The sequence below is a fragment of the Ferrovibrio sp. genome (assembly GCF_029255545.1).
Classification (GTDB): Bacteria; Pseudomonadota; Alphaproteobacteria; order Ferrovibrionales; family Ferrovibrionaceae; genus Ferrovibrio.
On the sequence record NZ_JANLJJ010000059.1, the window covers coordinates 28,390 to 41,369 of the forward strand.

General features: G+C 66.8%; 12 protein-coding genes and 2 pseudogenes. 11 read left to right on the forward strand and 3 right to left on the reverse strand.

Annotated features, from left to right (window positions below; translation table 11 throughout):
* From Q1J79_RS11780 to Q1J79_RS11800, 5 genes and pseudogenes are all read left to right on the forward strand, one after another.
* Nucleotides 1-249, forward strand: a pseudogene (locus tag Q1J79_RS11780) (VOC family protein); the annotation flags it as partial.
* Between the two features lie 137 nt (nucleotides 250-386).
* The gene (locus Q1J79_RS11785) at nucleotides 387-905 is read left to right on the forward strand and encodes a TspO/MBR family protein (protein WP_300300482.1); all 519 of its coding nucleotides are present in this window, start codon (nucleotides 387-389) and stop codon (nucleotides 903-905) included.
* Between the two features lie 80 nt (nucleotides 906-985).
* The gene (gene hrcA / locus Q1J79_RS11790; RefSeq protein WP_300300483.1) at nucleotides 986-2,032 is read left to right on the forward strand and encodes a heat-inducible transcriptional repressor HrcA; all 1,047 of its coding nucleotides are present in this window, start codon (nucleotides 986-988) and stop codon (nucleotides 2,030-2,032) included.
* 164 nt (nucleotides 2,033-2,196) lie between these two features.
* Nucleotides 2,197-2,778, forward strand: coding sequence for a nucleotide exchange factor GrpE (gene grpE, locus Q1J79_RS11795; protein ID WP_300300484.1), 582 nt, complete (start codon nucleotides 2,197-2,199; stop codon nucleotides 2,776-2,778).
* 135 nt (nucleotides 2,779-2,913) lie between these two features.
* Nucleotides 2,914-4,134, forward strand: coding sequence for an ATP-binding protein (locus Q1J79_RS11800; RefSeq protein ID WP_300300485.1), 1,221 nt, complete (start codon nucleotides 2,914-2,916; stop codon nucleotides 4,132-4,134).
* Here Q1J79_RS11800 and Q1J79_RS11805 read toward each other — a convergent pair.
* Nucleotides 4,112-4,732 (reverse strand): annotated as a pseudogene (locus Q1J79_RS11805) (alpha-ketoglutarate-dependent dioxygenase AlkB). The gene Q1J79_RS11800 and the pseudogene Q1J79_RS11805 overlap by 23 nt on opposite strands.
* A gap of 49 nt (nucleotides 4,733-4,781) precedes the next feature.
* Entirely contained in the window at nucleotides 4,782-5,501 is a 720-nt protein-coding gene (gene pncA / locus Q1J79_RS11810; RefSeq protein WP_300300486.1) for a bifunctional nicotinamidase/pyrazinamidase, read from the reverse strand.
* Between the two features lie 398 nt (nucleotides 5,502-5,899).
* Between pncA and dnaK the strand changes: the two genes are divergently transcribed.
* Both dnaK and dnaJ read left to right on the forward strand, forming a co-directional pair.
* A complete protein-coding gene (gene dnaK / locus Q1J79_RS11815) occupies nucleotides 5,900-7,834 on the forward strand; it encodes a molecular chaperone DnaK (protein ID WP_300300487.1) in 1,935 nt (644 codons plus the stop codon).
* 96 nt (nucleotides 7,835-7,930) lie between these two features.
* Complete coding sequence (gene dnaJ, locus Q1J79_RS11820; protein ID WP_300300488.1) at nucleotides 7,931-9,082, forward strand: molecular chaperone DnaJ; 1,152 nt, start codon at nucleotides 7,931-7,933, stop codon at nucleotides 9,080-9,082.
* A 41-nt stretch (nucleotides 9,083-9,123) separates the two neighbouring features.
* Here the strand turns inward: dnaJ and Q1J79_RS11825 are convergent, their stop codons facing one another.
* Nucleotides 9,124-9,492: a DsrE family protein gene (locus tag Q1J79_RS11825; RefSeq protein ID WP_300300489.1), complete on the reverse strand. Its 369-nt coding sequence runs from the start codon at nucleotides 9,490-9,492 to the stop codon at nucleotides 9,124-9,126.
* 109 nt (nucleotides 9,493-9,601) lie between these two features.
* Between Q1J79_RS11825 and Q1J79_RS11830 the strand changes: the two genes are divergently transcribed.
* The 4 genes from Q1J79_RS11830 (at nucleotide 9,602) to Q1J79_RS11845 (ending at nucleotide 12,891) form a co-directional block, all read left to right on the forward strand.
* Nucleotides 9,602-10,594, forward strand: coding sequence for an AraC family transcriptional regulator (locus tag Q1J79_RS11830; RefSeq protein WP_300300490.1), 993 nt, complete (start codon nucleotides 9,602-9,604; stop codon nucleotides 10,592-10,594).
* Between the two features lie 89 nt (nucleotides 10,595-10,683).
* Entirely contained in the window at nucleotides 10,684-11,487 is an 804-nt protein-coding gene (gene dapB / locus Q1J79_RS11835) for a 4-hydroxy-tetrahydrodipicolinate reductase (RefSeq protein ID WP_300300495.1), read from the forward strand.
* Between the two features lie 82 nt (nucleotides 11,488-11,569).
* Nucleotides 11,570-12,550, forward strand: a complete 981-nt coding sequence (locus Q1J79_RS11840) for an alpha/beta hydrolase (RefSeq protein ID WP_300300491.1) — start codon at nucleotides 11,570-11,572, stop codon at nucleotides 12,548-12,550.
* On the forward strand, nucleotides 12,547-12,891 hold the full coding sequence (locus Q1J79_RS11845) for an antibiotic biosynthesis monooxygenase (RefSeq protein ID WP_300300492.1): 345 nt from the start codon (nucleotides 12,547-12,549) through the stop codon (nucleotides 12,889-12,891). Before Q1J79_RS11840 ends, Q1J79_RS11845 begins: the two co-directional genes overlap by 4 nt.
* The last annotated feature ends 89 nt before the right edge of the window (nucleotides 12,892-12,980 follow it).

Genomic DNA, 12,980 nt, shown 5'->3' on the forward strand with positions numbered 1-12,980 from the left:
GGCGCGCTGCCGCTGGATGGCGCGGCGCCCTGCCTGATCGACCGGCGCGGCAGGCCGCGCAACATGGCGACGCTTCCCGACCTGGGCGCGCGGCTGGACTCGTTCTCGCTCGAACATCCCGATCCCGCCGCCATCGCGACGCTGTATCAAAGCCTGGATATCGACCGGCCGCCGGCCATCCTGCCGGGCGATGACGTGCGGTATCGCGCGCGAATCGAAACGCCGGCGGGTGTGCGGGAGCTGTTCTGAGCGGGGCGAAAGCGGCGTTCCTCTCAATCACCCGCCCTTCCTCAATCGTCATGCCCGGGCTTGACCCGGGCATGACGATCAAGGGAGAAGGACGGAAATCTGGTGAACCAACGCCCCCGCCGGATCGTATATACGGCATGACCCGCCCCTCATCGCCGCCACCGGTCTTCTCGATCCCCAGCCTGTTCGTGCTGCTGCTGTCGTTTACGCTGTGTTTCGGCGTCTCGGGCCTGGGCAGCGCGGTCACCATCGGCCCGGTGCGGAGCTGGTATCCCACGCTGACCAAACCCGCGCTGACGCCGCCCGACATCGCCTTTCCCATCGTGTGGACCATCCTGTTCGCGCTGATGGCGGTCTCGGCCTGGCTGGTCTGGCGCCAGGCGGTGCGCATGCCGGCCGGCTGGCGCGCGGCGCAGGGCGCCTTCGCGCTGTTCGGCCTGCAACTGGCGCTGAATTTCGGCTGGTCGCTGCTGTTCTTCGGGCTGCGGATGATCGGCCCGGCGCTGGTCGAGATGCTGGTGCTGCTGGCCGTGCTGGCCGCCACCATCGCCGCCTTCGCGCGGCATTCGCGGCTGGCCGCCCTGCTGCTGGCGCCGTATCTGGCCTGGGCGGCGTTCGCCACGTACCTGACCTTCATGATCTGGCGGCTGAATTAGCCGCCGGGCGGGATCTGGCGGCTGAACGAGCGGCATTGACGCGGGCCGCGCCGGTTCTTAAGTCTGGTGGCATGGGCGGCATGATCCAGGAAATGAGCCAGCGCAGCCGCGAGATTTTGCGGCTGGTGGTGGAAACCTACATGACAACGGGCGAGCCGGTCGGTTCGCGCTTCCTGTCCAAGAAGCTGGAGCACCGGCTGTCGCCGGCCAGCATCCGCAACACCATGGCCGACCTGGAAGAGTCCGGACTGCTGTATGCGCCGCATACCTCGGCCGGCCGCCTGCCCACCGAGACGGGCCTGCGGCTGTTCGTCGACGGCCTGCTGCAGGTGGGCGACCTGACCCAGGACGAGCGCAGCTCGATCGAGGGCCGCTGCGCCGGCTCGGGCCGCGGCTTCCAGGAGGTGCTGACCGAGGCGACCAGCGTGCTGTCGGGCCTGTCGGGCCATGCCGGCCTGGTGGTGGCGCCGAAGGAAGACGCGCCGTTGCGCCATGTCGAATTCGTGCCCCTGGGACCGGGCAAGGCGCTGGTGGTGATGGTGTCGGAATCGGGCCAGGTGGAAAACCGCATGCTCGACATGCCCCACGACATGCCGATGGGCCTGACATCGGCCGCGCTGGCCGAGGCCGGCGAATTCCTGTCGCGCCGGCTGAAGGGCCGCACCATGGGCGAGGCGCGCAGCGAGATTTTAGGCGAACTGGCGGTGCGCCGCGCCGAGCTGGACCAGATCGCGGCCCGCGTGGTGGAGGCCGGCCTGGCGGTCTGGGGCGGCGAGCCCGAGCGCGGCACGCTGATCGTGCGCGGCAGCGCCAACCTGCTGGACGACGTGGCCGCCATCGCCGACCTGGAGCGCATCCGCAATCTGATGGAAGAGCTGGAGAATACCGAGGAGATGCTGCGCCTGATCGAGCTCGCCCAGGGCGGCGAGGGCGTGCGCATCTTCATCGGCTCGGAGAACACCCTGTTCCGCCGCGCCGGCTGCTCGCTGATCGTGGCGCCGCTGCAGAACCAGCAGCAGCGCATCGTCGGCGCCATCGGCGTGATCGGCCCGACCCGGATGAACTACGCCCGGGTGGTGCCGATGGTGGATTTCACCGCCCAGGTGGTGGGCCGCCTGCTCGGCTGACCCAGCCGTTTATACCGGGATTTTTCCTGGTCTTTTCCGGACCTTTCCCGGGCCTTTCCCGGCCCTTTCCTCCTGGTCCCGCGGCGAAAAGCCCCGTTTCCCGCCTTCCCCCTTTCAATTCCCGCGCGCCATCCGTATATGCAGGGCCTCGACGAGGAAGACCGATGACCCAGACCGACGACCTGAGCCCCGAACAATCCCCCGGCCAGACCACCCCGCAGGCCGACAGCCAGGCCGATGCTCTTGCGAAGGCGCAGGCCGAGATCGCCGAGCTGAAGGACCGCCTGCTGCGCAACGCCGCCGAGGGCGAGAACCTGCGCAAGCGCCTGGAGCGCGAAAAGGAAGACGCCGCCAAATACGCGGCCGGCAAATTCGCCCGGGACATTCTCACCGTCGCCGACAACCTGCGCCGCGCGCTGGACACCGCGCCCAAGGACGCCGCCGAGGGTGATCCGATCCACGGGCTGATCGCCGGCGTGGAAGCCACCGAGCGCGAGCTGATCGGCGTGTTCGAGCGCCATGGCATCCAGCGCATCGACCCGAAGGGCCAGCGTTTCGATCCCAACCTGCACCAGGCGATGTTCGAGCTGGAAGACCCGAGCCAGCCGAGCGGCACCGTCATCCAGGTGGTGGCGGCCGGCTACATGCAGCATGGCCGCCTGCTGCGCGCCGCCATGGTCGGCGTGTCGAAGGGTGGACCGCAGCCGGAAATCCAGCCGGGCAACACGGTCAATACGCAAGCCTGATACCTGCCTCCGGTAGAGCGAATTGTGCGCGGCGCCACTCGCGCCGACAAATCGGCGAAACATCCGGCATTGTCAAAAATCGGCAACACCCACCGCCGATAGTCTGTCCCGCAGAAACGGGGAAGACCGGTGGACATGATCAGCAGCGCGGCGCTTGAGACCATTGGGACAATGGCGGTGCCGCTGCCGCCGGTGCCGGTGGGCATGCGCTGCGAGGAGGTCGACCGCCGCTTCCAGGCCGATCCCGACCTGGGCGCGCTGGCCGTGGTGGATGGCGAAAGGCCGGTCGGCCTGATCAACCGCTATGACCTGATCACGCAGCTGTCGCGCGATTTCGGCCGCGCCTTATGGGCCAAAAAGCCGGTCAGCCGCCTGATGGATGAAAATCCGCTGATCGTCGATGCCAGCATCAGCGTCGACACGCTGGAAAGCCTGATCGCCGACGAGCACCAGAGCGCGCTGCTGCGCGGCTTCATCGTCACCCGCAATGGCCGCTATTATGGCGTCGGCACGGCCCTGTCGCTGCTGCAGCTCGGCATGGCGCGCAGCGAACGGCGCAACCGCGCGCTGGAGCGCGCCCGCCAGCAGGCCGAGGAAGCCAGTTTGAGCAAGTCGCGTTTCCTGGCCAACATGAGCCACGAGCTGCGCACGCCGCTGAACGCCATCATCGGTTTCGCCGAGATCATCGAGAAGGAAATGCTCGGGCCGCTGGGCCATGCGCGCTATGGCGAATACATCGTCGACATCCTCTCCAGCGGCCAGCACCTGCTCAGCCTGATCAACAACATCCTCGACATGTCGAAGATCGAGAGCGGCAGCTGGCGCATCCAGCCCGAGATGACCGATCCGGTCGAGATCATGGAAGCCAGCATCCGCACCTTCCGCGAACGCGCCGAAGGCCGCGGCGTGTTCATGACCATGAGCGTCGACGCCCGGCTGTTCGAGGGCTTCGTCGACCGCCAGGCGCTGCGGCAGATCCTGCTCAACCTGATCTCCAACGCGGTGAAATTCACCCCGCCGGGCGGCCGCATCGAGGTGGGCGCGCAGCCGGACGGCGATGGCGGCTTCCGCATCTGGGTCAGCGATACCGGCATCGGCATCGCGCCCGAGCATATCCCGCTGGTGCTGGCGCCGTTCGGCCAGGTGGAGAACGACCTGACCCGGCAATACGAGGGCACCGGCCTGGGGCTGCCGCTGGTGAAGTCGCTGGTCGAGATGCATGGCGGCGTGTTCGAGATCGACAGCGCGCCCGGCGACGGCACCACGATGCGCGCCGCCTTCCCGCCGCCGCCCGGCAGCCTGGCCGCGGGCGGCGTTCAGACCAGCCTGGCGATCAGGGCCGCGTCACCCGCCTGAGCGTGAGATTGAGCCGGCCGCCGCCGGGCAGCAGCCGGCTGGTGCCGGGCAGCACCCGGTCGATGCCGTGATAGGCCAGGCGCGCCGCACCGCCCAGCACCAGCACATCGCCCGAGGCCAGCCGGAACGAGCGGGTCGGCGCGCGCCGCGCCGTGCCGCCAAGCCGGAACAGCGCGTCGTCGCCCAGCGAGATCGACACCACGGGCGCCGAGAAATCCGCCTCGTCGCGATCCTAGTGCAGGCCCATTTTCGCAGCCCCGCGATACAGGTTGATCAGGCAGCATTCCGGCTCGTGGTCATAGCCCGCCACGCTCCACCACACCGACAGCACCGAATCGGGGATGACCGGCCAGGGTGCCGCCGTGACCGGGTGCCGCTCGACATAGCGATAGCCCTGGTCGCGGTCGGAATACCAGCCGAAGCGGCCGGCATTGCTCATTTCCACGCTCATCGGCTGGCCGGTTTTCGGCATGGTGGCGTGATAGCCCGGCGCCGCCTGCAGCACGGCCTGGATGTCGGCGGCGATGCGGCGCTGGCGCGCCGCATCGAGCAGGCCGGGGAGCAACCGGAAACCGTCAGGCGATGAAAACTGGCCCATGCCGGCAAAATTGGCGCATGGGCCGGACTTGTCCAGCCCTCCGGGCGGATTAAGCCAGGTCGCCGGACTGGATGCGCCTGACGCCGGCGGCCTTCATGGCGGCCCAGGATTTCGCCAGCGAGCCCTGGGCATCGATGCCGCGGCAGGCATCTTCGATCACATAGGCCTCGAAGCCCTGCTTGCGGGCATCCATCGCCGTCCAGGCGACGCAGAAATCGGTGGCCAGCCCGACCACGAAGACCCGCTTGATGCCGCGCTGCCTGAGATAGCCGCCCAGGCCGGTGGCCGTCTTGCCGTCGGCCTCCATGAAAGCCGAATAGCTGTCGACATTCCTGTGATAGCCTTTGCGGATCACCAACTGGGCATGGGGGATGTCGAGATCCTTCACCAGCGCGGCGCCCTCGGTGCCCTGCACGCAATGGTCGGGCCACAGCACCTGGTTGCCATAAGGCAGCTTCACCGCCTCGAACGGCTTCTTGCCGGCATGCTGCGAGGCAAACGACACATGATCGGCGGTGTGCCAGTCCTGCGTCATCACCACGTTCTGGAAGCCCTTGGCCAGCTTGTTGATCAGCGGCACGATCTGGTCGCCTTCCTTCACCGCCAGGCTGCCGCCCGGCACGAAGCAGTTCTGCACGTCGACCACGATCAGCACGCTCTTGCCGCCGGCCGAAACCTTGGCCGCCTGCGCCAGCCCCGCCTTGCCCAGCAGGCCGGCCGCCACCGCCACCCCGCCCAGTCCCATCATCATCCGTCGCCGATCCAGCATGACTTGCCCCCGAGAATTGTGGTTTGCAGGCCTGAGCAAATCGCGTTTGCGGGGAAGCGTCCAACAGTTTTTTGGCTGCCTGTTTCTTTGGCGCCGGGCCTGAAAAACCGCCCGGCGGCTGACGGTTTTTCCGGTGCGCGCAAGCACAGCGCGAAAGTCCGACTCCGGCCAGGTCCGGCCAGGTCCGACCTGGGCCGGGCCGACCTGACCGGTCCAGGCCGGCCGGCGGGGGGCTTTCGGGGCAGATTCCCGGGCCGTTCCCGGACATTTTTTCAGCGCACCCGTTGCGGGAGCCGGGGCGCCCACTTACATACCGGCGAGACCTTGAACCAGAAAGGGGTCCGCTGCGGCGCTTGAGCCAAAGGCTGCCGCGGATTGCCGCGATAAGGAGTGAGAACATGGCCAAAGTCATTGGCATCGACCTCGGTACCACGAATTCCTGTATCGCCATCATGGATGGCAAAACCCCCAAGGTGGTGGAAAACGCCGAAGGCGCCCGCACCACCCCGTCGATGGTCGCCTTCACCAAGGATGGCGAGCGCCTGATTGGCCAGCCGGCCAAGCGCCAGGCCGTCACCAACCCGGAAAACACCCTGTTCGCCGTCAAGCGCCTGATCGGCCGCGCCTACAGCGACGACGCCACCCGCCGCTTCACCGAGATGGTGCCCTACAAGGTAGCCAAGGGCGATAACGGCGATGCCTGGGTGGAAGTCCAGGACAAGAAATACAGCCCGAGCCAGGTTTCGGCCTTCATCCTGCAGAAGATGAAGGAAACCGCCGAGAGCTTCCTCGGCGAGACGGTCACCCAGGCGGTGATCACCGTGCCGGCCTACTTCAACGACGCGCAGCGCCAGGCGACCAAGGATGCCGGCCGCATCGCGGGCCTTGAAGTGCTGCGCATCATCAACGAGCCGACCGCGGCCGCCCTGGCCTATGGCCTCGACAAGCAGGGCGATGGCAAGAAGATCGCCGTCTATGACCTTGGCGGCGGCACCTTCGACGTCTCGATCCTGGAGATCGGCGACGGCGTGTTCGAGGTGCGCTCGACCAACGGCGACACCTTCCTCGGCGGCGAGGATTTCGACCTGCGTCTGGTTGATTACTTCGCCACCGAGTTCAAGAAGGAGCAGGGCATCGACCTGCGCAGCGACCGCCTGGCCCTGCAGCGCCTGAAGGAAGCGGCCGAGAAGGCGAAGATCGAACTGTCATCCTCGACCCAGACCGAAATCAACCTGCCCTTCATCACCGCCGATGCCTCGGGTCCGAAGCATCTGGTGATGAAGCTGACCCGCGCCAAGCTGGAAGCCCTGGTCGACGACCTGATCCAGCGCACCATCGAGCCGTGCAAGAAGGCGCTGAAAGACGCCGACCTGTCGGCTGGCGACATCGACGAAGTGGTGCTGGTCGGCGGCATGACCCGCATGCCGAAGGTCATCGAGGTGGTGAAGACCCTGTTCGGCCGCGAACCGCACAAGGGCGTTAACCCGGATGAGGTGGTCGCCATCGGCGCCGCCATCCAGGCCGGCGTGCTGCAGGGCGACGTCAAGGACGTGCTGCTGCTCGATGTCACCCCGCTGAGCCTCGGCATCGAGACCCTGGGTGGCGTGTTCACCAAGCTGATCGAGCGCAATACCACCATCCCGACCAAGAAGAGCCAGGTCTTCTCCACCGCCGAGGACAACCAGGGCGCAGTGACGATCCGGGTCTTCCAGGGCGAACGCGAGATGGCGGCCGACAACAAGCTGCTGGGCCAGTTCGACCTGGTCGGCATCCCGTCGGCGCCGCGCGGCGTGCCGCAGATCGAGGTGACCTTCGACATCGACGCCAACGGCATCGTGCATGTCTCGGCCAAGGACAAGGGTACCGGCAAGGAACAGCAGATTCGCATCCAGGCGTCGGGCGGCCTCTCGGAAGACGACATCAAGAAGATGGTGCGCGACGCCGAGGAACATGCCGCCGAGGACAAGAAGCGGCGCGAGGCGGTCGAGGCCAAGAACCAGGCCGAAGCCCTGATCCATGCCACCGAGAAGACCATCGCCGATCTGGGCGACAAGGCTCCGGCGGCCGAAAAGGCCGAAGCCGAGGCCGCGATTGCCGAGCTGAAGAAGGCGATCGAGGCCAATGACGCCGAGGCGATCAAGGCCAAGGCGCAGTCCTTAAGCCAGATCGCCATGAAGCTGGGCGAGGCGCTGTACAAGGCGCAGGGCGAGGCCGGCGGCGAAGCGGCCGGGGCCGAGCAGCCGGGCGCCGAGGCGGCTGGCGGGACCAAGCCCGATGACGGGATCGTCGATGCAGACTTCGAGGAAGTCAAAGACGACAAGAAGAAGAAGTAAGTCGGAAAAGCCGACGGACCGGGCGCCAGCGGCGCCCGGTTTCGCGTCTGCCCCTGAAGGAATGCGGCCGGCGCTGGCGACCAGGAAGCTTTTGCGATGACAGCCAAACGCGATTACTACGACATTCTCGGCGTCGCCCGCGGCGCCAGCGCCGAAGACCTGAAAAAGGCCTTCCGCAAGCTGGCCATGCAGCATCATCCGGACCGCAATCCGGACGACAAGGATGCCGAGCACAAGTTCAAGGAAATCAACGAGGCCTATGACGTCCTGAAGGACGACCAGAAGCGCGCGGCCTACGACCAGTATGGCCATGCCGCCTTCGAGGGTGGCCGCGGACCCGGCGGCCCGGGCGGCGCCGGTTTCGACTTCACCTCGTTTTCCGACATCTTCGACGACCTGTTCGGCGAATTCATGGGCGGCGGCCAGCGCGGCGGTCGCGGCAGCGCCAATCGCGGCTCGGACCTGCGCTACAATCTCGAGATCACGCTGGAAGACTGCTATCGCGGCAAGGCGGCCACGATCCGCGTGCCGACCTCGATTGCCTGCGAGTCCTGCGATGGTTCGGGCGCCGAGGCCGGCGCGCAGCCGATCAGCTGCCCGACCTGCAAAGGCCACGGCAAGGTGCGCGCCCAGCAGGGCTTCTTCACCATCGAGCGGACCTGCCCGACCTGCGGCGGCGCCGGCCGGGTGATCGAGAAACCCTGCAAGGCCTGCGGCGGCGCCGGCCGCGTGCACAAGGAAAAGACGCTCAGCGTCGACATCCCGCCCGGCGTGGATGAAGGCAACCGCATCCGGCTGGCCGGCGAAGGTGAGGCCGGCATCCGCGGCGGCGCGGCTGGCGACCTCTATGTATTTCTGAGCGTGCAGCCGCATCGCCTGTTCCGCCGCGAGGGGCAGAACCTGCATTGCCGCGTGCCGGTCTCGATGACCACGGCGGCGCTCGGCGGCGCGGTGGAAGTGCCGACCCTGGATGGCGGCAAGGCGCGCATCACGCTGCCCGAGGGCACCCAGACCGGCAAGCAGTTCCGCCTGCGCGGCAAGGGCATGCCCTCGCTGCAGCAATCGGGCTTCGGTTCGGGCCATGGCGATCTCTACATCCAGGTCATGGTCGAGACGCCGGTCAAGCTGAGCAAGCGCCAGCGTGAGCTGCTGGAGGAATTCGCCGAGATCGGCGGCGAGGAAACCAGCCCGGAAAGCTCGGGCTTCTTCGCCAAGGTGAAGGAAATGCTCGGCGGCAAAGCCGAGTGAAAAGAGGCGCAGGCATTGCCTGCGCCTTTGTCTTTCCGATCTCAGAACGACAGCGTCGCCGCACCGGCCTTGATCTCGGCATGCATGGCGCTGGCACCCTGGATGATCACGCCATCCAGCAGGTCCTTCTGCTCGTAACCACGCGACTTGACGCAGGGCGGGCAGGCCCAGATCACGCCGCCGCGCTTCTGGAAATCGGCGATCATGGCCGCCAGCGGCTCCAGCGGCTGCACATGCGTCATCGCCTGGCCGTTCCGGCGCACCAGGTCGATTGCCGTGCTGGTCAGGAACATGGAAACCTTCAGGCCAGCGGTTAAACCACCGTTGGCAATTGTGAAAGCTACCGAGGACAATTCCGAATCGATGCCCCGGGTTACCAGGATCACAAGCTTGTCAGTACCGGCTGCCATTGTAGTATTCTCCCTCTGTGGCTAGCGTTTGCGCCGCCCCCAATACAGGGCAGCCGGAGAAACGTCTTTGGCCGGATCACCGGAAGATTTGACCGAAACTCCAGATCGCATGGCAGCGCGTACGGCGCATGATGCGGCCATGCGCGACGTGCTGTCGGATGTGCTGCGCTGCATCCGCCTGTCAGGGTCGCTGCAATTCTGCTTCATGCCGGCCGGCGACTGGGAAACCGACGATGCCCCGGCCCTCGCCAGCCTGGGCGGTGGAACCGTCACCGTTATTCCCTTCCATATCGTGGCCGAGGGCCGGTGCTGGATGCGGCTAGGCAACCGCGAGATCGTGCTGGAAGCCGGCGACGTGGTCGCCTTCCCATTCGGCAGCGGGCACCAGCTCGGCGCCGGTTTGGGCGGCCGGCGGGTTGCGCCGGTGCGGGACCTGCCGCCGAAACCCTGGCATGCCATGCCGGTGCTGCGTTACGGCGAGGGCGAGACACGGCTGCGCATGCTGTGCGGATACCTGCAATGCGAGGCGATGAATTTCCAGCCGCTGCGCAAGGCGATGCCCGAGCTGCTGCACGTGCGCGCCGCGACAGCTGGCGATTCCGACTGGCTGCACGCCACCATCCGCCAGATCGTGGCCGAGGCCGACCATCCGAGCAGCGGCAGCAACTCGATGCTGGAGCGCCTGACCGAGATACTCTTTATCGAACTGCTGCGTCACGAGATCGTCGCCGCGCCGCCCGGCACCACCGGCTGGCTGGCAGCCCTGGCCGATCCGGCGCTCAGCCGCTGCCTGGCGCTGATCCATGAAGACCCGTTGCGTGACTGGACCGTGCCGACACTGGCCGACATCTGCGGCCTGTCACGCAGCAGCCTGGCCGAACGCTTCGAGGCCATGCTGCAAACCTCGCCGATGCGCTATGTGCGCGACTGGCGGCTGTGCCAGGCCAGCGTGGCGCTGAGCACCACCAGCAAGCCGGTGGCTGCCGTGGCCTTTGACGCCGGGTATGGCACGGAAGCGGCCTTCAGCCGCGCCTTCGCGCGCGCCTATGGCCTGCCGCCGGCGGCCTGGCGGCAGAATGCGCGGCGTGGCCTGAGCACCTGACCCTGCCCCGCCGCGTGGCGCGGCGTGCGCGCGCCTGCTAGACTACGGCCGGTTCAGAAAAGCAGTCCGCGAGGGGAAACATGTCTGCCATCCGCATCGGTATCGTCGGCATCGCCGGCCGCATGGGCCTGACGCTGGTGCGCGAGGTGGCGCAGACCAAGGGCTGCGTGCTGGCCGGCGGCACCGAGCTGCCCGGCTCGCCCGCTTTGGGCAAGGATCCCGGTGAGCTGGCCGGCATCGGGCCGACCGGCGTGAGCATCATCGACGATGCCGCGCAGATGTTCGGCAATGTGGATGTGGTGCTGGATTTCACCGTGCCGGCCGCCCTGCCCCGCCATGCAGCATTAGCCGCGCAGGGCAAGACCGCCTATGTGGTGGGCACCACCGGGCTGGAGCCGCAGCATTTCGAGGCCCTGGACAAGGCCGCGCATCACTGCGCCATCGTGCAGGGCTACAACATGAGCCTGGGCGTGAACCTGCTGGCTGGCCTGACCCGCCAGATCGCTGCCGCCCTGGGCGATGACTGGGATATCGAGATCGTGGAGATGCATCACCGCATGAAGGTGGACGCCCCGAGCGGCACCGCGATCATGCTGGGCGAAATGGCGGCGCTCGGCCGCGGCGTACCGCTGGACAAGGTGGCCGATCGCGGTCGCGACGGCATCACCGGCGCACGCAGGAAGGGCGATATCGGCTTCGCGGCTTTGCGTGGCGGCAACGTGGCCGGCGAGCATACCGTGATCTTCGCCGCCGATAACGAGCGCATCGAGCTGAGCCACAAGGCCACCGATCGCGGCATCTTCACCCGTGGCGCCCTGCGCGCCGCCCTGTGGGTGCATGGCAAGCCGGCGGGCCTGTACCGCATGGCCGACGTGCTGGGCATGGCTGGCTGAACACTTCGGCCGACACCGTACTATCAACCGACGACAATTTTCCTGACAGCGCGCATCTTTCCTGCCGGAAGATGGAGCGCACATGATTCACCAAAAATCCGACACTGATACCCGGCATAGCGGCTACACAGTTCAACTGGCGGGGCGGAACGATTCACCATCCCTGTTGCTGCGGCATCTGCCGGGACGCGAAAACGGCCACGGCCTTCCCGTACTGTATGTTCACGGCGCCACGTTTTCTTCCGCGCTGTCGGTTGGCTTCCGCTTTGCCGGGCGATCATGGCTCGATGAGCTGAGCGCCGCCGGCTTTGATGCTTGGAGTTTCGATTTCGCCGGCTATGGCGGCTCGGCACGTTATGCCGCGATGGCCGAACCCGCCATGCAGCATGCACCGCTTGGCCGCGCCGAAGTCGCTGCCCTGCAGATCGAGCACGTGGCGCGCACTGTTTCCGCGCGGCATAACGGCCGTCCGATAGCGCTGATTGCCCATTCCTGGGGCTGCATCGCCGCCGGCCTGTTCGCCACTCGGTGCCCCGATCTGGTCGCAAGCCTGGTTTTCTTCGGTCCGATCACCGAGCGGCAGATGAGTGGCCTGCCGCAGCCCGAAAGCCTGGGCGGCTGGCGCCTGCTGACCGTCAAAGAACAATACGACCGCTTCGTCGAGGACGTGCCGGCAGATGAAGCGCCGGTGCTTGAGCTTGGTGATTTCGACGCCTGGGCGGCAGCCTATCTGGCGAGCGATCCCGATGCCGGCGAACGCCAGCCGCCAGCCATAAAAATCCCGGCCGGCCCGGCAGCCGATATCCTGGCGGCTTGGCAGGGCCGGCCGGCCTATGACCCGCGACTGATCCGCGCGCCGCTGTTGATCCTGCGTGGCGAATGGGACAGCCTGTGCCGCGGAACCGATGCCGCCGGATTACTCGACCAACTGCAGGCTGCACCGGCAAGACTGGATATGGAAATTCCACGGGCGACACATCTGATGCATCTGGAGACTGGGCGCTTCGCATTGTACCGCGCTGCCGCAGATTTCTTGTCCAACATCGGAAGGACAACAGCATGATCGCCGTGATTTTCGAAGTCTGGCCCGATGGCGAAGACGGCCGGACGGAATACCTGGATATCGCCGCCGGCCTGCGGGCCGAGCTGGGCAAGATGGATGGCTTCATCAGCGTGGAGCGGTTCAGCTCGCTGACCGAGCCGGGCAAGCTGCTTTCGCTGTCTTTCTGGCGCGACGAGGATGCCGTGAAGGCCTGGCGCAACCAGGCGGAACATCGCATGGCGCAGGCCAAGGGGCGTGGCGGCGTATTCCGGAACTATCGCCTGCGCGTGGCGCACGTGCTGCGCGATTACGGGCTGGACGAACGGCGCGAGCAGGCACCGCCGGAATTCCGCAACCGGTAAGCAAGTTGGCGATAGGTCAGACGCTGTCGAGCGGGCGCAGGCCGGCGCCGGGCGGAATGCGCCAGCGCACCAGCGCTTCGCGCAGGGCA

What these genes read in the sequence shown, in the direction of transcription:
- Q1J79_RS11800 (WP_300300485.1), top strand. Translation starts at nt 2,914, where the DNA reads ATGATCAGCAGCGCGGCGCTTGAGACCATTGGGACAATGGCGGTGCCG.
- dnaK (WP_300300487.1), top strand. Translation starts at nt 5,900, where the DNA reads ATGGCCAAAGTCATTGGCATCGACCTCGGTACCACGAATTCCTGTATC.
- Q1J79_RS11830 (WP_300300490.1), top strand. Translation starts at nt 9,602, where the DNA reads ATGGCAGCGCGTACGGCGCATGATGCGGCCATGCGCGACGTGCTGTCG.
- dnaJ (WP_300300488.1), top strand. Translation starts at nt 7,931, where the DNA reads ATGACAGCCAAACGCGATTACTACGACATTCTCGGCGTCGCCCGCGGC.
- Q1J79_RS11840 (WP_300300491.1), top strand. Translation starts at nt 11,570, where the DNA reads ATGATTCACCAAAAATCCGACACTGATACCCGGCATAGCGGCTACACA.
- pncA (WP_300300486.1), bottom strand. Translation starts at nt 5,501, where the DNA reads ATGCTGGATCGGCGACGGATGATGATGGGACTGGGCGGGGTGGCGGTG.
- grpE (WP_300300484.1), top strand. Translation starts at nt 2,197, where the DNA reads ATGACCCAGACCGACGACCTGAGCCCCGAACAATCCCCCGGCCAGACC.
- hrcA (WP_300300483.1), top strand. Translation starts at nt 986, where the DNA reads ATGATCCAGGAAATGAGCCAGCGCAGCCGCGAGATTTTGCGGCTGGTG.
- Q1J79_RS11785 (WP_300300482.1), top strand. Translation starts at nt 387, where the DNA reads ATGACCCGCCCCTCATCGCCGCCACCGGTCTTCTCGATCCCCAGCCTG.
- Q1J79_RS11845 (WP_300300492.1), top strand. Translation starts at nt 12,547, where the DNA reads ATGATCGCCGTGATTTTCGAAGTCTGGCCCGATGGCGAAGACGGCCGG.
- Q1J79_RS11825 (WP_300300489.1), bottom strand. Translation starts at nt 9,492, where the DNA reads ATGGCAGCCGGTACTGACAAGCTTGTGATCCTGGTAACCCGGGGCATC.